Raw genomic sequence first — 24,255 nt, 5'->3', positions numbered from 1 at the left:
AGGGTGGCACCCTAATCGCTAACGCGGGACACGGTGGTGCCGAAAGTCATCAGCAGCCGGTGTCCCCGCACCCGTAACCACCAGGCCGGCAAACGCCAGGATGGTGCCGACCGTAGGCAGCTGGCCCGCAAGGACGTCATTCGCTATACCGAGGGGTTCTACAACAGTCGCAGGCCTCATTCGGCGCTCAATGACCGACGGCCGAACGAAGTCCACTGCAGTTACCAGCAGCCGGCCACGGCAGCGTAGAGAAACTACTAATCCGCTGTCCGGAAACTCCAGGGCAGAGCAGGCTGGCGCGGCCATTCCCTTCAGGTTTGGGCAGCCCGCAGACCGTCACACGGGTCGGCGCCTCCTGGCACGTTCGGCGAACTTTCCCAGTGCGTCCAGTACGGCGGTCGCTTCATAGGTCCGATTACGCCGGCTGGCAGAAGTCGGGGCGAGTATCCCGTCGTCCACGAGGCGACCAATGCCGTTTTGAGCGTTTTGCGCGGTGACCCCCAATTCACTGGCGATGGTTCGCGCATCGATCACGGGGTATTCGATCAGCAGTTCGATCGACCGCCAACCGGCCGACCCGCGGCGAGCTGAGGTTGTTTCCATGGCCCAGCGGTGGAACTCCTCCAGGTCCGACACGAGTTGGCGGCCGTTGGACAAGGCGGCCGTCAGGGCCTTCGTAAAGGCCCCGACAATCGGCTGCGGGTTGCCCGTCCGGTAGGCCGTCAAAGCGTCGAAGTATCCAGCGGTGTCTTGCAGGAGGCCCGCTGAAACCGGGATGGTCAGGTTCCGCGTCACGCCAAAACGGTGCAATAGGGAATGGACCAGGGCGCGCCCGGTGCGCCCGTTGCCGTCGGGAAACGGGTGGATCGTTTCGAATTGTGCGTGGGCGACCGCGATGTGGGCCATGAGCGGCACGTCGGTGCGCTGGCAGAAGCTGACCAGATCCTCCATGAGAGCAGGCACCCGCTCGTGGTGGGGCGGAACGAAGGATGCCGAGTGTGGACTGTTGGCCATTCCGCCCCCAACCCACACCTGCTGGTTCCGCCACGTTCCGGTGTACTCCGGGTGGGTGTCTTCGAGCAGGGCTTTCTGCATGACGATGATCGCTGCTGTATCCAACCCGGGGGAGAGCTCAATGGCCGCTTCCATGGCCCGGACGTTGGCGACCACGAGCCGCGCATTTGACCCTGCTTTCCCACCGAGTTCGGCCAAGGCGATGCTCTTGGGGTGTGCAGTCAGCTGTTCGATCTCCGAGCTCGAGGCGCTTTCACTACGCAACAGGATCGAGGCGAAGGGCGCCGTGCGCCTGCCATATTCCGCATCGAATCGGGCGAGCTCGGTGAGCGCGTCTTCGGCGGCGACCTCCGTAGCCGCGTCGAGCGGCGGGACGCGCAGGCCGGCAATGAATGGTGGGATGGAGGCGGTGTAGGGGCACCGCGCGCGGAGCCGGGCGCGATGGGATGCCGCAGGATCGTGGGGTGCGTCCCAGGGAAGTCGCTCGGAACCGGCGGCGGGCCACATGTGCGGATCATCGGGCTGCACAGCTGGCTCCTCGCCACCGGTAAGTGATGCTTTCGTACGAACTTACCATCGGTTAGGTACTTAACCAATGGTAAGGAATTCGATGGCCATTGGCTCGTCAGGCCCCCACGCCGCCGGGACCATTGGAGCAACCGTCGCTACGGCCACCCCGACCCCAGCCAGGCAGAACGGCCCAGCTGCACTTCGACGTGCAAGACGCCTTCGTCAGTCCATGCGGCCGTCCCCTTCTCCAAAGCCTCGTGACCAGCCCCTGGCGGAAAAGCTCCCGGCCAGCCGACAGTGAAGTGCATCCAGGCTTTGCGCCTTGACCTGGGCCGCGCGTCATTTGTGCAAGCCCTGCTTGCACAATTGCCTGCCACCTGATCACGAGCAATTTGCACGATCGGACACCACAAGCGACCCTTCCGACGCCGACCGTTCCCCTAGACTCGGCACCAAAGACGTACCCGAGACTGGAGCACCACCGACGATGTCCCCGCGCATTCCCCCGGCGACAACTCCCGACTTCGCCGCCTACCGCGGCGCCCTGTCGGCCGCCGGCCGAGACACCCGACCGGCGGCGTTGCTGGATCTGGACCTCTTCCACGCCAACGCGACGGCCATGGCCGTCCGCAGCGGTGGCACACCGATCCGCGTGGCCAGCAAATCCCTGCGGGTGCGCAGTGCACTGCAGACCGCCCTCGGACTGCCTGGGTACTCAGGGGTCCTGGCGTTCACACTCCCGGAAGCCCTCTGGCTGGCCGAAACCGGGGTGCGGGACATCGTGGTCGCCTACCCGACCGCCGACCGGCAGGCCCTGGCCACGCTGCTGCGCTCGGAGGCCCGCGGGCACGTGAGCGTCATGGTCGACTCCCCCGAGCACCTGGAGCTCCTCCGCACCGTCGCCCGCACGGCCGACGCTCCCGCCCATGCCGGCTTCCGCGTGTGCCTGGATATCGACGCTGCCTACCTGCCGGCCAGGAACCGCAGCGAGGCACTGACCCAGCGGCTCAAGGTCGGCCCCCTGCGCTCCCCCATCGCCGCCGTCGAGCAAGCCACCGACATGGTTCGCGCGTGCGAGGCCAGCGGCGTCGAACTAGTCGGGATCATGATGTACGAGGGTCAGGTCGCCGGGATTGCCAATGGTGCCCGTACGCCCCGTGGCGTGGCAGTGCGGGCCATGCAGGCGCTATCCACCCGCGACCTGGCAGCCTGGCGGGCCGAGGTGGTGGCGGCGGTCCGCGAACTCGTCGACCTTCAGTTCGTCAACGGCGGTGGCACCGGATCGCTGGAGAGCACTTCGGCCGAAGCCGCGGTCACGGAGGTGGCGGCCGGCAGCGGGTTCTACGGCCCCGAGCTCTTCCAGCACTACCGCGGATTCCGCCCGGCACCTGCACTGCATCTGCTCTTCGACGTGGTCCGGCGCCCATCGCGCGACACCGTCACCGTCCTCGGCGGCGGCTGGGTCGCCTCCGGCCCGGCCGGTACTGACCGGCTGCCCGTTCCGGTGTGGCCGGAGGGTCTGCGCTATGCGCCGCGCGAAGGCCCAGGCGAAGTCCAGACCCCGCTCACGGGTCAGGCGGCGGCGGGGCTGCAACTGGGCGATCCGGTGTTCTTCCGCCATGCCAAGGCGGGCGAGCCGATGGAGCGGCTGAACCGTGTCCTCGTCTACAGCGGCGGGGAGATCATCGACGAGTGGCCCACGTACCGTGGCGAGGGAAAGGCGTTTTTGTAGATGGCACACCAGTTCAGCCGTGGATCCTGGTCGTGGAGCAATTGGGCGGCCAGCGCGAGCAGCCGGCCCACCGACGTCGTGCTCCCCCGCAGTGATGCCGACGTGGCAGCCTTGCTGGCCCGCGCCACCGCTGAGGGGCGGCGGGTGAAGGTGGTGGGTGCCGCGCATTCGTTCACCGACATTGCAGCCACCGACGGGACGCTGGTGAGCCTGGACGCGATGCAGGGGCTCGAGCACGTGGAGGCCGCGACCGGGGAGGCGACGTTGCGCGGCGGAACACGGCTCTCCGCCGTGGCGGCACTGCTGGCGCCCCACGGGTTGGCGCTGCCGAACATGGGCGACATCGACCGCCAGTCGCTGGCCGGGGCGTTGGCCACCGCCACCCACGGAACGGGGTTGGGCTTCACCGGCTTCCCGGGCCTGGTCACCCGGATGCGGCTGGCCCTGCCGGACGGGTCGATCGTGACGTGTTCGGCCACCGAACGCCCCGAGTTGTTCCAGGCCGCACGGGTGGGGCTCGGCGCGATCGCCGTGGTGCTGGCGGCAACCCTGCGGTGCGTGCCGGCGTTCCGGCTGCGGGCCGTGGAGGCGCCGGAACCGTTGGAGGGGATGGTCGAATCGTTCGTGGAGCGCTCCGCTGCCAGCGACCACCTGGAGTTCTACTGGTTCCCCCACACCGGCACCGCGCTGGGGAAGACGAACACCCGGCTGGACGCCGACGCGCCGCTGGACCCGATCGGCCCGCTGTCCCGGCTGGTCGACGACGAGCTGCTGGGCAACGGGGCGTTCGCGCTGATGTGTGCCGCCGGGGCGAAGCTGCCCGCCGCGATCCCGCCGTTGAACCGCTTCGCAGCGAAGACGCTGGCCGCGCGTGACTACACGGATGAATCGCACCGGGTGTTCGTGACGGCCCGGCGCGTGCGGTTCCGGGAGATGGAGTATTCGCTGCCGTTGGAGGCGTTCGCCGAGGTGTTCGGCGAGCTCCGATCCGCGATCGAGGGCTACCGGGAACCGATCAGTTTTCCGGTGGAGGTCAGGACCTCAGCCGCCGACGACACCTGGATGGGGACATCGGCCGGGCGGCAGTCCGTCTACTTCGCGGTGCACCGGTACGCCCGGCAGCCACACCAGGAGTTCCTGGAGCACGTCGAGCGGGTGTTCACCGCCCATGGCGGCCGGCCGCATTGGGGCAAACTGCATTCGCGGAACGCCGGCTACCTGGCGGGCGTCTACCCGGAGTCCGGGCGGTTCACCGCGGTGCGGGACGTGATCGACCCGACGGGGACGTTGCTGAATCCCTACCTGCGACGGGTGCTGGGCGCCTGAGGCTGGACTCCGCTGCCGATCGCCGTCACCAACGCCTGGGCATCCACACCTGGTAGGCCGGGTACCGTCCACCTGCCATTAACGTACGCCCCATAGGATGACACCTGCCCGGGACCCACCCGGCGTCCAGCATCACCTGACATCAACGAAGGAGCACGGTTGCCGAACCAGCGCCGACGACGGAAGGCGGGCATCGCCGTCGTCCTCCTGCTTGTGCTGGGAACGTCGGCCTGCACACCCTCCCCGGCCACCGAGGATCAGCCAGCGGCCAACCAACCCGACTGGTTCTCCTACGACCGCCCGGCCGAATACTCGGTCACCACCTCCCGCGTTTCGGTGCCCGTCACCGACCAGGGCCGGCGATCCCCGGGAACGCTGAGCTGCCTGCTGCACCGTCCCGCCGAAAACGGGGCACCGGCACCCGGCAGATTCCCCGGGATTTTCCACCAGTTCACCCCCTACGGCCCGGCAGCCGCACCCGTGGCGACCGACAGCAAGGAGAAGTACCTCGCGGAACACGGTTACAACGTCCTGCGCTGCGACGTCCCGGGCACGGGGTCCAGCGCCGGCCACGGATACGACCTGGACTGGTCCGTCCAGGACATTGCAGCCCGCGACGCGATCGACTGGCTGGGCAGCCAGTCCTGGTCCACCGGAAAGGTCGGAGCCAGTGGCCGCAGCTACGGCGGGTGGACCGCGCTGCGTGCCGCTTCCGAACGCCCGAAGCACCTGGCCGCGGTGCTCGCCCACGTGGCACCGTCCGACATGTATGAGCAGTTCTTCTATCCGGGCGGCAACCTCGCCGGCGCGGATGTTGCCTGGACCCGGGCGGTGACCTCGCCCGAGGCGGGCTACCCCCTCCGCCAGGTCAGGACCTGGCGCGCCCACCCGCAGCGGGACGGCTACTGGGCGGATCTTGATCTGTCCCGCCGGCTGCAAAGCGTCGAGGTCCCCGTCCTGAACAGCGGCGGCTGGTACGACGTCTTCCGCAACGGTGCCGTGCAGAACCACGCGGATCTGGTGGGGGCCGGGAGGGCCGACACCTCCTACCTGGTGATGGGCCCCTGGGCCCACGGGCGGGCCGACCTGCAACCGGCGCACCCCCTGCCGTTGGGCGGCCAGCTCGCCTGGTGGGACCACTGGCTCTCCGACGATGCGGCCGGCCAGCTCCCCGAGAAGCACATCTCCAGCTTCGCGATGCCCGCCGCCGGATCCCCCGGCTGGTCCTCCTGGGACGCCTGGCCGAAGACGACGACGTCGACCGTGTACCCCTCGCGCGATGGCGGCCTGGCCGGGTCGGTCCCACCGGAATCGTCCGTGGGCTTCGACGCGGACACCACGGTGGGCCAGTCGACCACCTGCCTGCTGCGCTGCGCGACCCCGGAGACCTCCACCGCCCCGGCCGCCGACCGTGCCGGCATCGCCAGCTTCACCACGGCACCCGCAGGGGAGCCGCTGCACCTGCTCGGCAGCGTGCGCGCCCGGCTGTCCATCACCAGCCACGCCACAGCGGCCCACCCGCTGGCGGTCAAGGTGCTGGATGTGGGCCCCGACGGCCGGACCGTGGAGGCAGCTGCCGGTTGGACGCGGGTCAACGCCGACGCCCGGGGCCATCGAACGCGCCACAGCATCGACCTCCAGGCCACGGATTGGATCGTGGCGCCCGGGCACCGGATCCGGATCGACCTTTCCGCCGGGGACTCCCCCAAGCTCGGCTCCTCCGACGTCGACGGGATGGTCACCGTCCATACCGGCCCGAACGGCTCAAGGTTCGAGCTGCCCGTTCTCCCCTGACACAGTCGCCCCCCTGACACACCAGACGCGGCTCGGCGTCATGAGTGGTCATCGCCTGCTGGTCCGCTTGGGTGCCACGGAAGGCGGGAGTAGCTTGGGTTCAGGATCCGCATCCAGGCGAGGACCGCCGTCGTCCACGCCCGCCATCGAACCGGAAGGTTGACCATGGGCATTCCAGACATCTTCGACACCCTCGACGCCCAGCTTCCCTGGCAGCGCGATCTCTACCGGGACCTGCATCGCCACCCGGAGCTGAGCCTGCAGGAGCACCGGACGGCGGAGCGCATCGAATCCGAACTCACCGCGATCGGCTACACGGTCCAACGCATCGGCGGCACCGGAGTGGTCGGCGTGCTGGAGAACAGCCCCGGGGCCACCGTGCTCTCCCGCGCCGACATCGACGCCTTGCCGGTCACCGAGGACACCGGGTTGGACTACGCCTCAGTAAACGACGGCGTCATGCACGCCTGCGGGCACGACGTCCACATCACCTGCCTGCTCGGCGCCGCCCGCCTGCTGGCCGGGCACCGCGACGCGTGGTCGGGCACGCACATCGCCCTGTTCCAGCCGGCCGAGGAGACAGCGGCCGGCGCCCGGGCCATGGTCGACGACGGCCTTCTCTCCAAGGTGCCCAGACCCGACGTCGCGTTCGGCCAGCATGTGATGACCACCGAGGCCGGGACCATCGGCACCACCGCAGGCCCCGTGCTCTCGGCCGGCGACTCGCTGAAGATCACCGTGTACGGGCGCGGGGCGCACGGGTCCATGCCGCACAACTCCGTGGACCCGGTGGTGCTGGCCGCCTCGATCGTGCTGCGCTTGCAGACCATCGTCTCCCGCGAGATCGAGCCCGGGACGTTCGCCGTCGTCACCATCGGCGCCTCCAATGCCGGGACCAAGTCCAACATCATCCCCGATCGGGCCGAACTGCTGCTGAACCTGCGCACCTACGACGAGGCCATCCGCACGCACATCATGGAATCGATCGAACGGATCGTCCGCGGTGAATGCACGACGGCGGGGTCCCCGCGGGAGCCTGAGTTCGAGTACTACGACCAGTTCCCGCTGACCGACAACGACGCCGATACCAACGCCCTGGTCACCGAGGCGTTCACCGGGCACTTCGGCGCCGGCCGCGTCGCCCACACCGCGCCCTACACGGCGTCGGAGGACTTCAGCCGGATACCCGACGCCTTCGGCATCCCCTACACGTACTGGACCGTCGGCTCCGTCCCGGCGGACAAGCTCCGCCGGGCCGAGGCCTCCGGAACCGTCGCCCAGGACATCCCGGCGAATCACTCCCCCTTCTTCGCCCCGGCGATCGACCCGACCCTGGAGACCGGCACCCGGACGCAGGCCGTCGCCGCGCTGGCCTACCTGGCGGGTTAGGGTCGGATCCATGACCACCACGAACAGCACCACCACGATCGTCGACGTCCTGCAGTCGGAACTGCCCGGCCGCGTGGATACGGATCCCGTCCTGCTGCACACGATGACGGCCGACCGTTCGGGGCACCGTTCGGCTGGCTCCCCGCTGGCCGTGGTCCACGCCGGGTGCATCGAGGATGTGCAGGCAGTGTGCCGCATCGCCTCCGGGCACCGGGTCCCCGTGGTGACCCGCGGCGCCGGGACCGGGCTGGCCGGCGGAGCCATCGCGAGCCCCGGGGAAATCGTCCTGTCGTTGGCCGGGATGACCCGGATCCTGGAGATCTCCACCGGAAACCGTCTTGCCGTCGTCGAACCCGGAATCATCAATGGCGACCTCAACCGGGTGCTGGCCGGGCACGACCTCTGGTGGGCCCCCGACCCGGCGAGCAAGGACATCTCCACCGTCGGCGGCAACATCGCCATGAACGCCGGAGGGCTGCTGTGCGCGAAGTACGGGGTGACCCGCGAGGCGGTGCTCGCGCTGAAGGTGGTGCTCGCCGACGGGCGCCTGATCACGGTGGGGCACCGCACGGTCAAGGGCGTCACCGGGTTCGACGTGTGCGCCCTGATGATTGGTTCGGAGGGCACGCTGGGCATCATCGTCGAGGCGACGCTCAAGCTCCAGCCCCTCGTCGCCGGCGAGGTCGCCACGGTGGGAGGGTTCTTCGACTCCGTCGAGGACGCCGCGGCAGCAGCTTCCGCCATCACCGCCCAGGGTCTTGTCCCCTCCATCATGGAGCTCATGGATGGGCGGACCATCGCGGCGATGGAGCGGTTCGCCGGCGACGCGGTGTTCGGCGGGGCCGGGGCGTTCCTGCTGGTGCAGTGCGACGGGCCCGCCGCGCAGGACACCGCCGAGCGGGTCACCGCGTTGGCCACGGCCGCCGGCGGGCGGGTCGAGACCACCACCGATCCCGACGAATCCGACCGGCTCGTGGGGCTGCGGCGCAATGCCTTCCCGGCCCTGGAGGCCATGGGCACGATGCTGGTGGAGGACATGGCGGTGCCGCGTGACCGCATGGCCGACGCCTTCGCCGCGATCCGCCGGATCGAGGAGAAGTACGACGTCGCCATCCCCAGCACCTGCCATGCCGGGGACGGCAACCTGCACCCGAGTTTCGTCTACACCGGCGATACGGTCCCCGACAACGTCTGGGCGGCGGCCGGCGAAATGTTCCGCACCGCGCTCGACTTCGGGGGAACGCTGTCCGGGGAACACGGCATCGGGCTGCTCAAGCGCGCCTGGCTGCGTGACGAGTTGGGCGATGACCAATACGAGCTCCAGCGCGGGATCAAGGAGCTGTTCGACCCGCTGGGCCTCCTGAACCCCGGGAAGGTCTTCGTCCCGCAGGAGTAGGAACCACCCGCACCTGGTTGGAGCTGGATGTGGAGAGCATCGGATTCTTGTCCTTGGGCCACTGGACCGGCCACCCCCCAACCAGGCACGCGCAACGCTTCGGATGCGCTGCTGCAGGCGATCGACCACGCGGTCGCCGCCGAGGAGCTTGGCACGGACGGCACCTGCTTCCGCGGCCACCATTTCGCGCAGCAACATGCCTCTCCGTTCCCCCTGCTTGCGGCCATCGGCGCGCGGACCAACCGGATCGAGATCTGCACCGGCGTCATTGACCTGCGCTAGGGCATGTCGGACTTGTGACACTTGTGGGGCTGCTGCCCGCGGCTCCACCGCGGTTGCCAGCGAGGACCAGGGCGTAGGCGTCTACCGGATGGTGGCTGCTCGGCCTCGGCGCGGGTCACGTCGCTGGTTTCATTGACGGTCGTCTTCTCCACCTGGGGATCCTTCATGCCGAGCAGCACGAGGAGGGCGATCGCGGGCAGCGCGATGAGCGGGAGAAGCGCGTATTCGAGGCCGATGCTGTCGGCCAGCGCACCGATCGCCGGAGACGCCAGTCCCCCAACGGACACTGCCAGGCCGAGCGTGACTCCGCTGGCGGTGCCCATGTGGCGCGGCAGGTAGTCCTGGCCCAGGGTCACATGCAGGGAGAACGGCACATACAGCACGACCGAGGCCATCGCGATGAACACCCACGCCAGCGGCCCCGGCACGAGCAACATGCCCGCAAGGACGGGGACAGCGGACAAGTAGGACCACCGCAGGAGCGTCGTCCGTGGCCAGCGTTTGGCGAGGTGGCCGCCGATCGCGGTGCCGAACGCGCCGCCGATGTAGAACACGAACAGCGAAGCCGAAGCCAGCGTCCCGCCCACCCCGCGGTCCTCGTGCATGAAAAGCACGATGAATGAGCCAATGCCGACGAACACGATCGATCGGCACATGATCGCTGCCGACATGCGGGCGAAGGCACGCCAGTCGTCCCGGCCAGCGACCGCTATCGTCTGCTTCCCCGCGGAAGCGTTCGGAGCGTGGACGCGGCCGATCATGGCGGCGGCCAGGACGCCGGTGAGCGCCGGGATCATCAGCAGCGGGCTCGCGCCAAGCCCGAGCCCGCCGATGGAGGCGGCGACGGCCAGCGGGGCGAGGGCGAAGCCGATGTTCCCACCCAGGGAGAACCACGACATCATCACGTGGTCGCCGCCGCTGATCTCCCGCGCACGGCTGGCCCCGGCCGGGTGGAACGCCGCGACGCCGATCCCGGAGACCGCGGCGACGAGCGCGGTGATCCAGAACGAGTCGACGACGCCCATCGCGGCAATGCCTGCACCGGCCAGCAGCACGCTGACCGGGATGACCCACCGCATCTGCCACTTGTCGCCGAGCGCTCCGAACACGGGCTGCACGATCGAGGACACGAGGGAAAACGCGAGCACGATGCCCGCCGCGGCCGCGTAGGAGTAGCCGCGTTCCAGGACGAGGAACGGCACGAGCGCGGCGATCGCGCCCTGGGAGAAGTCGACCGTCACGTGGGAGTACGCCAACAGACGCGAGCCGCGGCGGGCCGAGCGGGGTGAAGCAGACGTCATGCTTCAAGCTTCATAGACGTCCGGGCGGCGCGCTTTAAGTAGACTGACAGATGATGACAGGAATCCGCCACACCTGCGCTGCACCCACCGAGACCCGCCGCCTCTCCCCCGGCAACGAGGTCGGTCCGCACTTCCACGACGACCACCAGCTCATCTACGGCAGCACCGGGGTCCTGGAGGTCTTCGTCCCCGAAGGCACCTGGTTCACCCCGTCCGTCCGCGCCGTCTGGGTGCCCGCCGGCACGGTCCACCACTGGCAGGTCCACGGCGCGACGACAGTTCGCATGATCGGCATCCCCACCGCAATGATGCCCTCGCCCGAGCACGTCCCCTCCCTGGTGGCGGTGGATGCGCTACTGCGGGAGCTGATCATCACCTGTTCCGAGCAGGGGTCCGCCGAGACGCCCGCCGCCCGTCGGCTGCTCCGCGTCCTCGTCGACCGGGTGGAGCCCTCGCACCAGGTACCGACCGTCGTTCCGACGCTGATGGACCAGAGGCTGCGCGACGCCCAGCGGATGTTGGAGGCCGACATGACCGCTTCGCCACGTCTGGCCGAGCTCGGCCGAGCGGTCGGCGCGAGCGAGCGGACCCTGTCCCGGCTGTTCGGCGACGAACTGGGCATGAGCTACACCGCTTGGCGCACCCAGCTCCGCCTGCACCGGGCGACACTGCTGCTCGCCGAGGGCCGGACGGTGACGCAGGCGGCAGCGGCCTGTGGGTTCTCCTCCCCGAGCGCATTCGTCAGCGCTTTCAGAGCCGCCTTCGGGCGGACGCCGGGATCCTTGTACCGCGCGTAGGCCAGTCGGCCCGAGGTCGCCAGGAGCTGCACCACTGGCGCCCATGAGGCATCCCGCGGCCCCTTCGGCACCGGGTTTGCCCTTGGTTCTTGCCCTTGAACTGGAGCGGCTGGGCCTGGGTCCCGACGTCATCGGATGGTTGGGCACCAGGGAAGCCGAAGAACTGCCCGCCCGCCTGTATCGGGATGGCCACTTGCCGATCCGCGACGCTCCGGCGCCCGGCGGTCATGACGGAATAGGAACAGCTCCCCGGAGGTTGGAGGATGATGTGAAGAACATCGGATTCCTGTCCTTCGGCCACTGGACCGACCACCCCCAGTCAGCGACGCGCAGCGCCTCGGATGCACTGCTGCAGGCGATCGACCTCTCGGTCGCCGCCGAGGAGCTGGGCGCGGACGGCGCCTACTTCCGCGTCCACCACTTCGCGCAGCAATATGCCTCCCCGTTCCCGCTGCTCGCGGCCATCGGCGCGCGGACCAGCAAGATCGAGATCGGCACCGGCGTGATCGACATGCGCTATGAGAACCCGCTGTACTTCGCGGAGGACGCCGGCGCAGCGGATCTGATCTCCGGCGGCCGGTTGCAGCTGGGAATCAGCCGGGGATCTCCCGAGCAGGTCATCGAGGGGTGGCGTCACTTCGGCTTCTCCCCTGCCGACGGCGAATCGAACGCCGACATGGGACGCCGCCACACCGAACGCCTTCTCGAGGTGCTCACCGGAGAAGGGTTCGCGCAGCCGAGCCCGAATCCCATGTTCCCCAACCCCGAGGGGCTGTTGCGCATCGAGCCGCACTCGGCGGGCTTGCGCGAGCGCCTCTGGTGGGGGTCCGGCTCGAATGCGACGGCCGTTTGGGCGGCCAAGCTGGGCATGAACCTGCAGAGTTCCACCCTGAAGGACGACGAGTCCGGCAAACCGTTCCACGTCCAGCAGGCGGAGCAGATCGAGCTCTATCGGCAGGCGTGGAAGGAAGCAGGCCACGAACGCGAACCGCGGGTCTCGGTCAGCCGGAGCATCTTCGCCCTGACGGAGGAGCGGGATTGGCAGTACTTCGGCCGTGACCGCTACAGCTCGGACCAGGTCGGGAACATCGACGAGAAGACGCGCGCCATCTTCGGCAAGTCCTACGCCGGTGCGCCCGACGAATTGGCCGAGGAGCTGGCCAAGGACGAGGCCATCGCCGCGGCCGACACGCTGCTGCTGACCGTTCCCAACCAGCTCGGTGTCGACTACAACGCCCACGTCATCGAGGCGATCCTGCAGCACGTGGCACCGCAGCTCGGCTGGCGCTGAGCCCGGGGCGCCCCGGAGAACTACGCGTCAGGACGTCTGCGGCGTTTCGTCGTCGATCGACTCCAGAAAGTCGGCGTTTCCCCGCAATGCCGCCTCATAGCGCAGCACCTCTTCGGTGGGGAACCGATCGGCGATCAAGCGGAGCACCGATCCGAGGGCTGCGCTGGGCCTGGCGGCCGCGTGCAGGGTGAGGGACTTGAAGAGCACGAGTGATTCAGAGTCCGGAAAGGCCCGGATCCCGTCGTCGAACAGGGCCAGGCTCTCCTCCACGTTCCCCAGGTTGCGCAGGGTGCTGCCGTACTGCAGGTAGCACTGGCGAAGCCACCGCCCTTCGAGCCCGGCATCCATTGCCCGCCGGTAGTAACCGGCGGCCACGGCCTCCTGGCCGTCGGTATCGTAGGCGCCGCCCAACTCATACAACGCCAACGGCTCTTCCGGGTGCTGCTCCAGGATGCGCGAGAACGCCTCAATGGTCGGGGCCATGTCCTCCCGGTCCCGGGCGGCGAAGACCTGGTCCAGCTGTGCACGGAGCTCATCGTTGGCCATCGTCGTTCCTGCTCCTCCCCGGCACGGACGGCGTCGCGCTGTTGGCGGGCGGGCTGCCCTACTGGGCGGGGTTCGAGCCGGCCCAGGCCTTCGCGTAGAACCGCGCCGAACGCGAGTTCAGGAGCTCTTTGTAGTCCCCCGGTTCCAGGGCCTGCGCCGAGTCGTCGGGAACCGTCGGGGAGAAGGCCGAAACGCCCAGCCCGGCCTCGTGGTTCTGCACCTTCAGGCCTGCGGCCTCCAGGAGCGTGGGGTACATGTTCAGCTGGTCCACGCGGGGACGCAGCGCGCTCTTCTTGTCCTCGCCGGGGATCCAGATCCGGTTGAAGATCGTGCGGTTGTCGTTGTTGTCCAGTTGCTTGTGGAAGGCGTCGCCCCCGCCCATGTGCTTGAGGTGGTCACCCATGATCACCACTGCGGTGTCCTCGAGGTAGCCCTTCTCCTTCATGTAATCCACGAATCCGGCAACCTGGGTCATGGAGCAGAAGAACATCGAGGTGACGACCTCTTGCGTATCCACGTCGCAGTAGTCGTAGATGTGCGCCGGCTCGTGGGTGTCCAGGGTCAGCATGGAGAGGTTGAACGGCTGGCCGGTCTTCTCCGATTGGGCATGCAGCTGGTCGATCTCGTCCCTGGCGTGCTCCAAGAGGCGCTTGTCGCTCAGGCCCCAGTCGCTGCGGAAGCTCTTCGCGGGGTCGCCGGCGGCCCGCCAGTCGGACAGGCCCTTCACGGAGGAGTAGCCGTGGCCTTCCAAGAAGGTGTCCTTCGCGGCGAAATTGCCGTTGGCGCCGCCCAGGAAGGTGCTGTTGTAGCCGTGTTTGTCCAGGACGTCACCCAGGCAGGTGAGCCCTCCAAGGTACGAGCCCACATCGCTGCCGAGCTCATTGAGGTTTCCGCTTCCCAGGACGGAACCGGTGCCCTTCAACGGGACGCCGCACTGCGTGGAGCTGATGCCGGCCATGGTCCAGCCCCCACCCTCGTACTGCTGGAATTCGTCCACGCTCTGCCACCCGTCGGCAGCCTGCGTGGCCTTCTCCAGGGGTGCAAACGCGTCCTTTTCGAAGAGCTGGTCGTCCGCGAGAGTGGCCTCACCGGACTCGAGGTAGATCAGCACCAGGTTGCGCTTGTCCTGGTCGCTGGTGATGGTCGGTTCGACGTAGTAGTCGTCGACGTCGTAGTTGGAATTGCCCGCCTTGATGTAGTCAGCCAAGCCGACGGTGGAGGAAAAGGCAGTGGTGCCACTGACCACCACGGCCGCCACCAGAACGCCCGAAATGGAGCGCCGGATCCATGGCGAGTTCCGGGTCCGACCGCCGCCGGCCCGGCGCTTGCGCAGCCGTGAGCGGTGCCAGAAGGCGATCCCTGCGATGACCAGCAGGGGCAGGACGACGATCAGGAGGATGCCAATCCAGACGAGGGGACCCCCGCCGCCGTCGGTCTGGACGGAGACCAGGTTCAAGAGCATCTGGCCGACGGAGATCTTGCCGAAGAACACGCGGATGCCGATGCCCGCGAACAGCAGAACCAGCCCCGCCCAGAGCAGGATGTAGACCAGGACGCGTACGGTGATGACGCCAACCCGTCGGGCAACGTTGGGCATCTGGTTGGACATGGCACACCTCGCGTTCCTGAAGTCCGCCTGTTTGCCGACCACCTTTGACTGCTGGCCCTTTTTTGGGCCCATAGAAGTTTAGTACCCCTACGATACCCGTTCAACCCCAGTTCACCTGGTGGCAACGGCTCGTACACCGAACGCCCGGGCACCCATCGGGGCCCCTTCCACGGTGTCGGGAGGACTACAGCCGCGCAGATCCGCCGCGTGTTGGCCGGTCGGCGACGGCCGCCTTTTTCCCGACGATCCATCCGACGATCCCGATCGTCGCACCCACGATGGCCGTCGGCACCGAGACCAGCAGGAGCAGCGCACCGCCGATGTTCGGCCCGGTCCCGTCGGGTACCGCCACCCCGGCGAACACGAACCCGGCGGCACCTGCAGCGGCCCCCACGGCCAGGATCACCAGCCCGGTCTTGGTCACGATTCCCATGGGTCAATCCTTGCATCCCATGCGGGCAACCCATGGCAACACTTGTTACCCACGTCATAGGCCCCGTATAGTGTGTTGCAGATCGCGTGTTCGATAATCGAATCAGGAATTCAAATATAGAACACGCACGAACGACCCGTACACAGCGAAGTGAGGATCCACCGTGCAGTTCCACCACCACGGATACGTTTCAGGCGACCCGCGCGTCCAGCCGGTTGACGGAGTCGGCATCGACCGCCCCGAGGAGCTGCCCGATGAGGTCGACGTGCTCATCGTCGGCTCGGGCCCGGCGGGCATGCTCACCGCCGCCCAGCTCTCCCAGTTCCCCGACATCACCACCCGCCTGGTCGAACGCCGCGGTGGCCGCCTGGAAATCGGGCAGGCCGACGGCATCCAGGCCCGGTCCGTCGAGACGTTCCAGGCGTTCGGCTTCGCCGAGGCCATCACCGCCGAGGCCTACTGGATCACCGAGATGGCGTTCTGGCGCCCGGACACCGAAAACCCCACCCACATCGTGCGGGGCGGCCGCGCCAAGGACGACGAGACGGGCATCAGCGAGTTCAAGCACCTGATCGTCAACCAGGCCCGCGTGCTGGACTACTTCGCCGAGGTCGCCCGCAACTCCCCCACCCGCCTGGTCCCCGACTACGGCTGGGACTTCCAGGGCCTGGAGGTCACCGACGAGGGCGATTACCCGGTCAAGGTCACGCTGGTGCGCAGCGCCGGCCCCGACGAAGGCGCCACCAAGACCGTCCACGCCAAGTACGTCGTCGGCTGCGACGGCGCCCGCTCCAAGGTCCGCTCCTCCATCGGCTGCACCATGGCCGGGGACCAGGCCAACCACGCCTGGGGCGTCATGGACGTGCTCGCCAAGACCGACTTCCCGGACATCCGCACCAAGTGCGCCATCCAGTCGCACGACGGCGGCTCCATCCTGCTCATCCCCCGCGAAGGCGGGCATCTCTTCCGCATGTACGTGGACCTCGGCGTCGTGCCGGATGATGACAACGGCAACGTCCGCAAGACCAGCATCGAGCAGATCATCGCCAAGGCCAACGCCATCATGAACCCCTACACGGTGGAGGTGCGCAACGTCGCCTGGCACAGCGTCTACGAGGTCGGCCACCGCCTGACCGACCGCTTCGACGACGTGCCCACGGCGGACATCGGCACCCGCACCCCGCGCGTGTTCATCACCGGCGACGCCTGCCACACCCACTCCGCCAAGGCCGGGCAGGGCATGAACGTCTCCATGCAGGACGGCTTCAACATCGGCTGGAAGCTCGCCCACGTGCTCGAGGGCCGCAGCCCCGAAGCGCTGCTCTCCACCTACTCCGCCGAACGCCAGGTCGTGGCCAAGAACCTCATCGACTTCGACAAGGAATGGTCCACCATGATGGCCAAGAAGCCCGAGGAGTTCGACAGCCCCTCGGACCTCGAGGACTTCTACGTCGCCACCGCCGAATTCCCGGCAGGCTTCATGACCGAATACACCCCCTCGCTGATCACCGCCGAAGCCACGCACCAGGACCTGGCCACCGGCTACACCGTCGGCAAGCGCTTCAAGTCGGCCATGGCCGCCCGCGTCTGCGACACCAACCCCCTGCAGCTGGGCCACCAGGCCGAGGCCGACGGCCGCTGGCGCATCTACGTCTTCGCCGACCCCGCCACCGCCGGCTCCGCCTCCCCCACCACGGACCTGGGCACCTGGCTGGCCACCGCACCGGACTCCCCGCTCGCCGCCACCCCCGAGGGGTACGACGACGATGCCTGGTTCGATGCGAAGGTCATCTACCAGCAGCCCCACGAGGAGATCGATATCAACGCAGTCCCGGAGGTGTTCCGCCCCGAGGTCGGCCCGTTCAAGCTGACCAACCTCGAGAAGGTCTTCGGCACCGTGCCCGGCGCCGACATCTTCGACGAGCGCGGGCTCAGCCGCGACGGCGTGATCGTCATCGTCCGCCCGGACCAGTACGTGGCCAACGTGCTGCCGCTGACCGCCACCGACGAGCTCGCCGCGTTCTTCGCCCCGCTGCTGCACGCCAACGCGGCCCAGAAGGCGTAGCCTTCGGCCGGCGGAACAACCCGCGGGGTCCGGCCACGCGTTGGCCGGGCCCCTTTCCATGGCATGGAAGTTCTAGCCGTCCACCTATTGCCGATAGTCCAGACGATGTGCTGATATCAGGCAACGGCCACCACCGGCCGGGTTGGGGATCGGGGAAGACCATGGAGAAGCTGCTCTTGCCGGTGCTGGCCTTGGGCTTGGTTTTCGGGACGGCCGGTTGCTGGGGAAGCTCGTCCGATGGCCAGTGCGCCGAGGAATCGATGTCCCCGGGCCAGGAATGCGACGACGTGGGAATCGGCGAATAGACCCCAGCCGCTCTGGTCCCGGGATCGAACTCGACCTCCAAGAAGTGCTCGAGCAGCTCCTGGACAAGGTCGCACAACGGTTCCCGGTAGGCCTTCTACTGGTCCTACAACACACGCAGCCAGAGGTACGCAGGGGAAAGCGCCACCGCCGGCGGCGCGACCGTAGTCACCAACGGGGTCGACGGGTGCGGGTTGCCGACGCCTTCGCCACGTCCCTCCCACATCTACAAGGGCAAGGTGAACGACACCAGATACCCGCAGGTGAAATCCAACGGCGGCTGCGGGGCACGGGATGGCCACAATGTCGTGGCGTGGAGGACCACCCCCTCGAGCAACCTCGCCCGGACCTGCGCCTGGTGGAACATTGTGACGAAGAAGATGGAGCAGGCGGACATCGCCTTCAGCCGCAACCCCAACCACCGCTTCTACACCGGAAGCACCTGCGTATCGGGGCGCTACGACTTACGCGGGGTGGAGGTACACGAATCCGGGCACGTCTTCGGGCTGAACCATGCGCCCAGCGACAGCGGCCAGGTCATGCAGGCCAGCACCGGAACCTGCAACACCTCGTCAGGCCGTGGCGGCAACCGCAGGGTAGGGCCATGTGCTGGTGGAGAGCCGCTCTGGTGGCGCGGCGCGACACTTGATGCGACAACTAGAGTTGAGGGCAGGGATGGCAGGGCAAGGCTGGATCGGCATGATTGGAACTGGCATAATTGACTTGAGTCGCCCACTGAAAAGGAGGGAGCACCATGAAGCTTGATCGCAGCCACACGGTCAGCCTGCGCATGCATACCCTCCTGAGCCAGCGCCTTGACCCCGAATCCCTGCAGGACTGGTCCGCGACCATCCTCTCCAACATCGACCGGATGACGAAAACCGTCAGCGGGCGCACCCACCACAACTCATTGAAGCGGTGGCGCGAGCTCGTAGAGACCGGTGACATCGACGGCATGAAGCGCATCATGACCGGCTTGGACCCTCTGGGCGTCCAGATGCGCGAGATGGGCCCCTTCCTAGGGCTTGTCACCCCAAGTGAGCGGCAGCTGGCGATCAACACGACGCGCCCGCTGCCGGTGGCGGCCTGAAACTCAATCAGGCCGATCTGGCCGTAGTCCAGTCTTGCCGTGTGCTTAAGGTCAACCACGTCATCGTCGTAGGCTCGCAGGCAATTCTCGCCACCTACGCCGAAGACGACCTGCCGGCAGGCGCATCCCGGTCGTTGGAACTCGATGTCATGCTCGACACCACCGACCACATGCTCGCCGAGGCAGCCGCTGACGAGCTCACCGGCACATTGGGTGAGTATTCCCCATTCAACGTCGAGAACGAGATCCACGTGGACGGAGTGGACTACACCACCTGTGTCTTGCCAGCAGGGTGGCGCGACCGACTCATCCGCCGCCCCACCCCCGCATTCCCCGGGGATTATGAAGGCTGGTTCCTGGAAAAGCACGACCTCGGAGCGGCCAAGCTGTGTGCCGGCCGCGAAAAGAATACGGAGGTCGTTTGGAGCCTTCTGACCATCAACAAGCTGTCAGGAATTACGCTCACTGAACGCCTGCGCACGTGCGACCCCTGGTCGCAGCCCGATGAGGACAACGCAAACCACGTGCACGCGAACATCCAACGCGCACTGCAATCGCTCAAGGGCGAGCTCTAGCCGCCCGGGGTAAAGCGGGCCCAGGCCTGCATGGCGTGCTTGAGCTCGGCGATCGCCTCGTGCACGTCTCGCTCGCCCCACACGTCCATCATGGCGACCTCCATGGACTCCGGGTCCCCCCGGAAATCGCCGTCATACAGCCCGGCGGCACTCGCGGCCCCGGCCAGGAGCCGGTCCCCGTCGACGGGGGCCAGGTCAATGGGTGCCTCGCCGGCGGGGAGGAGTCCGAAAGTGCCGTGGGAGGCGCGTGCGGCCTCGATGGAGGCGCGGTGCAGGTCGTAGCTGGTGGACATGGTGGTCTCCTTGATCGTGGTCAGACGTTGACGCGTTCCCAGACGGCTTCATGCCCCGCCCAATCCAGGAGCTACCGGACCTGGTTGGAGAACAATGCGGTGATCTCCTGCTTGCGCGGTGTCACCCGAACCAGGAACCCCGAAGGGCCCGGGCCCGTGCCGTCGACCTTTTCGGGAAGTGCGGCCGCCAGATCGGAGAACCCGACCGCATGCGCCGGCCCGGGAACCGGGTCCTTGCCGCGGGGGACGTTGAAGGCGCATTCGACGGGGTCCCCGTCCTCGTCCCGGGCGACAACGTAGACGTTCTCGCCTTTCAAAGCAGGGGAGTGGGCCACCACGTTCTTGATCGCGGCTGCCAGCTCGTCGTGTTCGGCGCTCATGCCCATACCGTGTGCGGGCAGGATGCGAAGCGCCCGCTCAGAAGGAGCGCATGCCGCCCCAGGCGACCTCCATGTAGCTGGCGATGTCGATGATCCGGCCCACGTCCCCGGCGGACATGTCATCGCCAGCCCGATGGCCCATTCGACACGTTTCCACCCTTGATCCCGCTTGTCAGCGGCCGCCTTCTGTCGGTAGGTCCGCCACGCCGCGAAGGCAACAACAAACGTCGCCTGCGGGCCGAGCGACGACAGCCCTCGAAGGAACGGCCAGAAACCGTCGTTCCAGAAGCCAATGACGTCCATGTTCGAAGCATGGGCCCAGATGTGGTTCCCCGGGCCGGTCGTCCACAGCCGCCCCAAGGCGGCAACTGCCGCCTGCCGATGCCTTGGCCGCCGGGTGGTTCCCGAATGGCACCGCTGCCGCACGGGCGCTGAAGTCGGCCCCACCGCCGGGGCTGCTTCCTATACAGCCGTTGGTTGGGCCAGCAACTCGGTGGTCGTCACCAGCCGGACCATCGGGGCGAGCAGCCCCATCAGCGCCACCGCGCCGTCGTGGGCCGCATCGTCCTGGCCGGCGCAGGCGTCGGTGACGACGGTGGCGAAGCGTCCGGCATCGACGGCGGCCAGCACGGTGGCCAGCACGCAGCAGTCGGTGGCCACACCGGCGACGATGAGCTCACCGCCCACCGGCACCTGTTCGGCCAACCCCGGCCCCCACTTGCCGAACGTGGGCAGATCCAGGGTGGCTTCGCCGTCGTACCCGGGGCAGGCCATGTCCCAGACCGGATGCTGCGGCGGCCGCCGCATCGCATCCCAGCGGTCGTAGTAGGCGCCCCACGACCCGGGCTCGGCGGGGTCGGGGACGAACCGGGTGAAGAGCGGGTCGTCGATCGCCTCGATGAGCCGGTGGACCCGTTCCGCCGCCTGGTCGTAGCGCGGCACCTGCCACTGGCCCTCCTGGCGGAAGGCCCGCTGCATGTCGATGACGACCAGCCGGGCGCCGCCGCTCCCCCGTGTTCCCTCCATGGCCTAGGCGTCCTGGCCGGCGGTGAGTGCGTCGCGGCGGGACAGGCGCGGCAGCCGGTAGGTCAGCAGGTAGACGATCGTGGCGATGGCCGCACCGACGTAGAACGTCAGGTCGCCCAGTTGCGGGTTCGCGGCGGCGATGGGACCGGTGTAGAGGGACGAGATCCAGAACGGGGTGGAGCCGAGTACGCCGGCGGCCCAGGCGACGAAGCCCCATTCGACCTTGCGCGACTTGTCGAACAGTTCGCGCAGTCCGCGATCGCTGCGCCGGTGGCCCAGGACGTAGTCGCAGATCAGCACCATGACGTACGGGGCCACGAAGTAGGCGGTGAGGTTCAGGAACACGGTGAAGCCGTCGTTGAAGCCGCTCTGGCCCCAGAGGGCCACCAGGTAGGAGGCGGCGCAGATGAACACGACGGCGGTGTGCCGTTTCACGGGAACGCCCATGGTCTGGATGGAGATGGCCCCGCCGTACACGTTCAGGAAGTTCTGCGTGAAGGAGGACAGCGCGACGATGCCCATGCCCACGATCGCCCACGGGCCCATCAGGTCCTTCAGCGCGCCGATGGCGTCGTCGGTGGTGGCTGTGGCCCCGAGCAGGACACCGAGGATGCCCATCCAGGACAGGGTCACGAAGTTGCCCAGCATCGTGAAGACGCCGGCCCCGCGGCGGTTGGCCGAGGTGTTGGGCAGGTAGCGGGAGTAGTCGGAGGCGAAGGGCATCCACGCGATGATGAAGGACATGAAGTAGCCGAAGAAGATGACCCAGCCGCCGATGCCGGCGAACCCCTCGGCCGATTCGTTGACGGAGTTGACGATCTTGCCCTGCGCCAGGGCGACGACGGTGATGAACACGAAGCCGGCGAACAGGATGATCGAGAGGACCCGCTGCAGGAAGTGGATCAGGTTGTAGCCCATCACGGCGACGCCGAGCTGGAGCAGCATCAGGACCAGGGCCGAGACCCAGAACGGCATGCCGGAGAGCAGGGCGATGGCCTGTCCGCCGAGGATGACGGTCACCGCAGCCCAGCCGATGCCGGCGAAGACGTTGACGTAGGCGACCGGCAGCAGGTTGCCCAGGAAGCCCAGCGGCCCGCGGGCCTGCATCTGCTGCGGCACGCCCAACCGGACACCCATGCCCGAAAGGTAGCCCATGATGGTGGCGGCGATCAGGCCTGCGGCGAGGATCGCCAGGGCGGCAGACCAGAACGGCAGGCCGAAGTAGGTGGCGCTGAAGCCCAGGACGACGATCGGGAAGTTCATGCCGGCGGCAAACCACAGGAAGAACTGCGAGGACGGCTTGCCGTGGCGTTCCACGTCGGGGATGTGCTCGATCCCGTAGGGCTCGATCTTGGTCAGGCTGTTGCGGTAGCCGCGGTCCTCGGCGAGGGAGTCCTCGGACGCCATCGCGGACTTCTGGGGCTTGATGGTGGTCATGAAAGTTCCTTGCTGTCCGCTGGAAGCTGGTCCGTGGAGTTAGTGGCGTGGCCCACGGGCGGCCCTGGCGGAATGGTTGTGGCGTGGGGACGGTAGGCGGCGAATTCGGGGTCGTTGCGCAATTCGATGATCAGCGAGATGCCCAGCAGCGCAACGATCACCGTGAACGGCAAGGCGGAAAGCATGGCTGCCTGTTGTAGTGCGGCAAGACCGCCCACCAGGAGCAGGACGATGGCGCTGATACCGGTGATTGCTCCCCACGTGGTCAGGACTGGTTTGGTTGGCTGCAGGGATCCCTTGGAGGAGAGCATGCTCAACACGAAGGTGTTGGCATCCGCACCGGAGATGAAGAAGAGTGCGACCAGGATGATCGTGACCACGGAGGTGATCTGGAGCAACGGCAGGCCCTCGAGCATAGCGAAGAATGCGTTGTTCAAGTTTTCATCGGTCTTGGCGGCGATGTCTGCGCCGCCCATCTCCATGTGGATCGAGGTCCCGCCGAAGATGGTGAACCAGGCAAAGAACACGAGGCTGGGAACGCCCAGGACGCCGGCAACGAACTGCCGTACGGTCCGTCCACGGGAGATCTTGGCCAGGAAGACGCCCACGAAGGCGCCCCAGCTCAGCCACCAGGCCATCATGAAGTAGGTCCACCACTGCATCCATTGGAGGTCATCGGCAGTGGAGGGCGTGATCAGGCTCGTGGCGACGAAGTCGGAGGCGTATTGGCCCACGGCACGGAAGAAGATGTTGGAGATGAAGTTGGTCGGCCCGGCAATGAAGACATAGATCGCCAGTGCTACGGACAGCCCCATGGTGAATTGGCTGATGTACTTGATCCCGCGGTTGACACCGGAGAGCGCCGAGAGCGTGAAGAGGATGGTGATCACCGCGATGATCACGATCTGGACCACCAACCCGGAGGGCAAGCCAAACACCCGTCCCATGCCTTCTTCGATCTGGGCTGCGCCAAGACCGAGGGATGTGGTGGTGCCGAACAAGGTGGCGATGATGGCTACGATGTCGATCGCCTTGCCGACCCAGCCGTCGACGATCCTACCCAGCACGGGGCGCAGCATCGGCGAAATGAGGCCGGGCCGGTTCTTACGGTGTGTCGAATAGGCGATCGCCAGGCCGAAGATGCCGAAAACGGCCCAGGCATGCGGACCCCAGTCGAAGAAGCTGAATTGTAAGGCGGTCACCGCGGCGTCCATCGTTCCGGCCTCCGCCAATCCGTGGGGTGGAGCCATGAAGTGCGAAATCGGCTCGGCGACACCGTAGCTGATCAGGCCGATGCCCATCACCGCCGAGAGGATCATGGCCAGCCACGCCCAGGTGCTGTGCTCGGGACTGGCGTCGTCAGATCCCAAACGGATGCCACCGAAGCGGCTGAAGGCCAGGTAGACCATGAGCATGATGCACAGCAGGGTCACCACCAGGTAGCTCCACCCCACCGAGGCAGCGGCCCAGTTCATGCTGGCGGTCATGGCTCCGCCCAAGCTGGACGGCGAGATGGCCGCCCAGAGGATGAAGGCGCCGATGAGGATGACCGACCCCCAGAAGACTGCACCGACGCGGTAGGCCCGGGGATCGTCGGGGGCCCGGTGACGGAGGGGCGGGATCGGCCGTTCTGCAAGCGGTGTCGAAAGGTGGTCGGCCACGGTGG

Annotated in this window: 22 protein-coding genes and 2 pseudogenes; 14 read left to right on the top strand and 10 right to left on the bottom strand. The window is 67.5% G+C overall.

Annotation, left to right across the window (positions count from 1 at the left end; all coding sequences use genetic code 11):
• Positions 1-114: 114 nt before the first annotated feature.
• A pseudogene (locus tag ACN0TP_RS07155) lies at positions 115-249 on the top strand (IS3 family transposase); the annotation flags it as partial.
• Between the two features lie 87 nt (positions 250-336).
• On the opposite strand, the gene ACN0TP_RS07150 reads toward ACN0TP_RS07155, so the two are convergent.
• Positions 337-1,542: a Fic family protein gene (locus ACN0TP_RS07150; protein ID WP_417218106.1), complete on the bottom strand. Its 1,206-nt coding sequence runs from the start codon at positions 1,540-1,542 to the stop codon at positions 337-339.
• 469 nt (positions 1,543-2,011) lie between these two features.
• Between ACN0TP_RS07150 and ACN0TP_RS07145 the strand changes: the two genes are divergently transcribed.
• The 6 genes and pseudogenes from ACN0TP_RS07145 to ACN0TP_RS07120 all read left to right on the top strand — a co-directional run.
• Entirely contained in the window at positions 2,012-3,256 is a 1,245-nt protein-coding gene (locus ACN0TP_RS07145) for an alanine racemase (protein WP_417218104.1), read from the top strand.
• Positions 3,257-4,582, top strand: coding sequence for a D-arabinono-1,4-lactone oxidase (locus tag ACN0TP_RS07140; protein WP_417218102.1), 1,326 nt, complete (start codon positions 3,257-3,259; stop codon positions 4,580-4,582). It abuts the gene before it with no gap.
• A 159-nt stretch (positions 4,583-4,741) separates the two neighbouring features.
• Entirely contained in the window at positions 4,742-6,376 is a 1,635-nt protein-coding gene (locus ACN0TP_RS07135) for a CocE/NonD family hydrolase (protein WP_417218100.1), read from the top strand.
• Between the two features lie 165 nt (positions 6,377-6,541).
• Positions 6,542-7,765 carry an amidohydrolase gene (locus ACN0TP_RS07130; protein WP_417218098.1) on the top strand — a complete coding sequence of 408 codons (1,224 nt, stop codon included), beginning with the start codon at positions 6,542-6,544 and terminating at the stop codon, positions 7,763-7,765.
• Positions 7,766-7,775: 10 nt separating this feature from the next.
• Complete coding sequence (locus ACN0TP_RS07125) at positions 7,776-9,161, top strand: FAD-binding oxidoreductase (protein ID WP_417218096.1); 1,386 nt, start codon at positions 7,776-7,778, stop codon at positions 9,159-9,161.
• Between the two features lie 29 nt (positions 9,162-9,190).
• Positions 9,191-9,440, top strand: a pseudogene (locus tag ACN0TP_RS07120) (LLM class flavin-dependent oxidoreductase); the annotation flags it as partial.
• Here the strand turns inward: ACN0TP_RS07120 and ACN0TP_RS07115 are convergent.
• Positions 9,440-10,744 (bottom strand): MFS transporter, encoded by a 1,305-nt coding sequence (locus tag ACN0TP_RS07115; RefSeq protein WP_417218094.1) that lies wholly within the window; start codon positions 10,742-10,744, stop codon positions 9,440-9,442. The pseudogene ACN0TP_RS07120 and the gene ACN0TP_RS07115 overlap by 1 nt on opposite strands.
• Positions 10,745-10,794: 50 nt before the next feature.
• Between ACN0TP_RS07115 and ACN0TP_RS07110 the strand changes: the two genes are divergently transcribed.
• Both ACN0TP_RS07110 and ACN0TP_RS07105 read left to right on the top strand, forming a co-directional pair.
• On the top strand, positions 10,795-11,541 hold the full coding sequence (locus tag ACN0TP_RS07110) for an AraC family transcriptional regulator (RefSeq protein WP_417218092.1): 747 nt from the start codon (positions 10,795-10,797) through the stop codon (positions 11,539-11,541).
• Between the two features lie 268 nt (positions 11,542-11,809).
• Complete coding sequence (locus tag ACN0TP_RS07105) at positions 11,810-12,832, top strand: LLM class flavin-dependent oxidoreductase (protein WP_417218090.1); 1,023 nt, start codon at positions 11,810-11,812, stop codon at positions 12,830-12,832.
• A gap of 27 nt (positions 12,833-12,859) precedes the next feature.
• Here the strand turns inward: ACN0TP_RS07105 and ACN0TP_RS07100 are convergent, their stop codons facing one another.
• From ACN0TP_RS07100 to ACN0TP_RS07090, 3 genes are all read right to left on the bottom strand, one after another.
• Positions 12,860-13,378, bottom strand: a complete 519-nt coding sequence (locus ACN0TP_RS07100; protein WP_417218088.1) for a tetratricopeptide repeat protein — start codon at positions 13,376-13,378, stop codon at positions 12,860-12,862.
• Positions 13,379-13,436: 58 nt separating this feature from the next.
• Positions 13,437-14,987 (bottom strand): sulfatase-like hydrolase/transferase, encoded by a 1,551-nt coding sequence (locus ACN0TP_RS07095; RefSeq protein WP_417218086.1) that lies wholly within the window; start codon positions 14,985-14,987, stop codon positions 13,437-13,439.
• A gap of 184 nt (positions 14,988-15,171) precedes the next feature.
• Positions 15,172-15,420, bottom strand: coding sequence for a hypothetical protein (locus tag ACN0TP_RS07090; RefSeq protein ID WP_417218084.1), 249 nt, complete (start codon positions 15,418-15,420; stop codon positions 15,172-15,174).
• A gap of 163 nt (positions 15,421-15,583) precedes the next feature.
• Between ACN0TP_RS07090 and ACN0TP_RS07085 the strand changes: the two genes are divergently transcribed.
• The 5 genes from ACN0TP_RS07085 to ACN0TP_RS07065 all read left to right on the top strand — a co-directional run bounded on the left by ACN0TP_RS07085 (position 15,584) and on the right by ACN0TP_RS07065 (position 19,453).
• A complete protein-coding gene (locus tag ACN0TP_RS07085) occupies positions 15,584-17,485 on the top strand; it encodes an FAD-binding monooxygenase (protein ID WP_417218083.1) in 1,902 nt (633 codons plus the stop codon).
• Positions 17,486-17,646: 161 nt separating this feature from the next.
• On the top strand, positions 17,647-17,790 hold the full coding sequence (locus tag ACN0TP_RS07080) for a hypothetical protein (protein ID WP_417218081.1): 144 nt from the start codon (positions 17,647-17,649) through the stop codon (positions 17,788-17,790).
• Between the two features lie 192 nt (positions 17,791-17,982).
• The gene (locus tag ACN0TP_RS07075) at positions 17,983-18,510 is read left to right on the top strand and encodes a reprolysin-like metallopeptidase (RefSeq protein WP_417218079.1); all 528 of its coding nucleotides are present in this window, start codon (positions 17,983-17,985) and stop codon (positions 18,508-18,510) included.
• A 32-nt stretch (positions 18,511-18,542) separates the two neighbouring features.
• Complete coding sequence (locus tag ACN0TP_RS07070) at positions 18,543-18,878, top strand: hypothetical protein (protein WP_417218078.1); 336 nt, start codon at positions 18,543-18,545, stop codon at positions 18,876-18,878.
• A 41-nt stretch (positions 18,879-18,919) separates the two neighbouring features.
• Positions 18,920-19,453, top strand: a complete 534-nt coding sequence (locus tag ACN0TP_RS07065; RefSeq protein ID WP_417218076.1) for a DUF6036 family nucleotidyltransferase — start codon at positions 18,920-18,922, stop codon at positions 19,451-19,453.
• Here the strand turns inward: ACN0TP_RS07065 and ACN0TP_RS07060 are convergent.
• The 5 genes from ACN0TP_RS07060 to ACN0TP_RS07040 all read right to left on the bottom strand — a co-directional run bounded on the left by ACN0TP_RS07060 (position 19,450) and on the right by ACN0TP_RS07040 (position 24,250).
• A complete protein-coding gene (locus ACN0TP_RS07060) occupies positions 19,450-19,746 on the bottom strand; it encodes a hypothetical protein (protein WP_417218075.1) in 297 nt (98 codons plus the stop codon). The genes ACN0TP_RS07065 and ACN0TP_RS07060 overlap by 4 nt on opposite strands.
• Before the next feature lie 71 nt (positions 19,747-19,817).
• Positions 19,818-20,126 carry a hypothetical protein gene (locus ACN0TP_RS07055; protein ID WP_417218073.1) on the bottom strand — a complete coding sequence of 103 codons (309 nt, stop codon included), beginning with the start codon at positions 20,124-20,126 and terminating at the stop codon, positions 19,818-19,820.
• 462 nt (positions 20,127-20,588) lie between these two features.
• Complete coding sequence (locus ACN0TP_RS07050) at positions 20,589-21,152, bottom strand: cysteine hydrolase family protein (RefSeq protein WP_417218071.1); 564 nt, start codon at positions 21,150-21,152, stop codon at positions 20,589-20,591.
• A 3-nt stretch (positions 21,153-21,155) separates the two neighbouring features.
• Entirely contained in the window at positions 21,156-22,589 is a 1,434-nt protein-coding gene (locus tag ACN0TP_RS07045; protein WP_417218069.1) for a purine-cytosine permease family protein, read from the bottom strand.
• On the bottom strand, positions 22,586-24,250 hold the full coding sequence (locus ACN0TP_RS07040) for a BCCT family transporter (protein WP_417218067.1): 1,665 nt from the start codon (positions 24,248-24,250) through the stop codon (positions 22,586-22,588). The genes ACN0TP_RS07045 and ACN0TP_RS07040 overlap by 4 nt, the downstream gene beginning before the upstream one ends.
• Positions 24,251-24,255: the final 5 nt, after the last annotated feature.

It is taken from the genome of Arthrobacter sp. (assembly GCF_048266065.1).
In the GTDB taxonomy this organism is placed as follows: Bacteria; Actinomycetota; Actinomycetes; order Actinomycetales; family Micrococcaceae; genus Arthrobacter_H.
The sequence above is the reverse complement of the archived record's forward strand: the minus strand, read 5'-3'. Positions and strand labels throughout refer to the sequence as shown.

Bases quoted from the DNA above. Each gene is read 5' to 3' on its own strand.
- ACN0TP_RS07090 (WP_417218084.1), bottom strand. From the start codon at position 15,420: ATGGGAATCGTGACCAAGACCGGGCTGGTGATCCTGGCCGTGGGGGCC.
- ACN0TP_RS07045 (WP_417218069.1), bottom strand. From the start codon at position 22,589: ATGACCACCATCAAGCCCCAGAAGTCCGCGATGGCGTCCGAGGACTCC.
- ACN0TP_RS07140 (WP_417218102.1), top strand. From the start codon at position 3,257: ATGGCACACCAGTTCAGCCGTGGATCCTGGTCGTGGAGCAATTGGGCG.
- ACN0TP_RS07050 (WP_417218071.1), bottom strand. From the start codon at position 21,152: ATGGAGGGAACACGGGGGAGCGGCGGCGCCCGGCTGGTCGTCATCGAC.
- ACN0TP_RS07125 (WP_417218096.1), top strand. From the start codon at position 7,776: ATGACCACCACGAACAGCACCACCACGATCGTCGACGTCCTGCAGTCG.
- ACN0TP_RS07070 (WP_417218078.1), top strand. From the start codon at position 18,543: ATGAAGCTTGATCGCAGCCACACGGTCAGCCTGCGCATGCATACCCTC.
- ACN0TP_RS07060 (WP_417218075.1), bottom strand. From the start codon at position 19,746: ATGTCCACCAGCTACGACCTGCACCGCGCCTCCATCGAGGCCGCACGC.
- ACN0TP_RS07080 (WP_417218081.1), top strand. From the start codon at position 17,647: ATGGAGAAGCTGCTCTTGCCGGTGCTGGCCTTGGGCTTGGTTTTCGGG.
- ACN0TP_RS07145 (WP_417218104.1), top strand. From the start codon at position 2,012: ATGTCCCCGCGCATTCCCCCGGCGACAACTCCCGACTTCGCCGCCTAC.
- ACN0TP_RS07110 (WP_417218092.1), top strand. From the start codon at position 10,795: ATGATGACAGGAATCCGCCACACCTGCGCTGCACCCACCGAGACCCGC.
- ACN0TP_RS07115 (WP_417218094.1), bottom strand. From the start codon at position 10,744: ATGACGTCTGCTTCACCCCGCTCGGCCCGCCGCGGCTCGCGTCTGTTG.
- ACN0TP_RS07095 (WP_417218086.1), bottom strand. From the start codon at position 14,987: ATGTCCAACCAGATGCCCAACGTTGCCCGACGGGTTGGCGTCATCACC.
- ACN0TP_RS07100 (WP_417218088.1), bottom strand. From the start codon at position 13,378: ATGGCCAACGATGAGCTCCGTGCACAGCTGGACCAGGTCTTCGCCGCC.
- ACN0TP_RS07130 (WP_417218098.1), top strand. From the start codon at position 6,542: ATGGGCATTCCAGACATCTTCGACACCCTCGACGCCCAGCTTCCCTGG.
- ACN0TP_RS07055 (WP_417218073.1), bottom strand. From the start codon at position 20,126: ATGAGCGCCGAACACGACGAGCTGGCAGCCGCGATCAAGAACGTGGTG.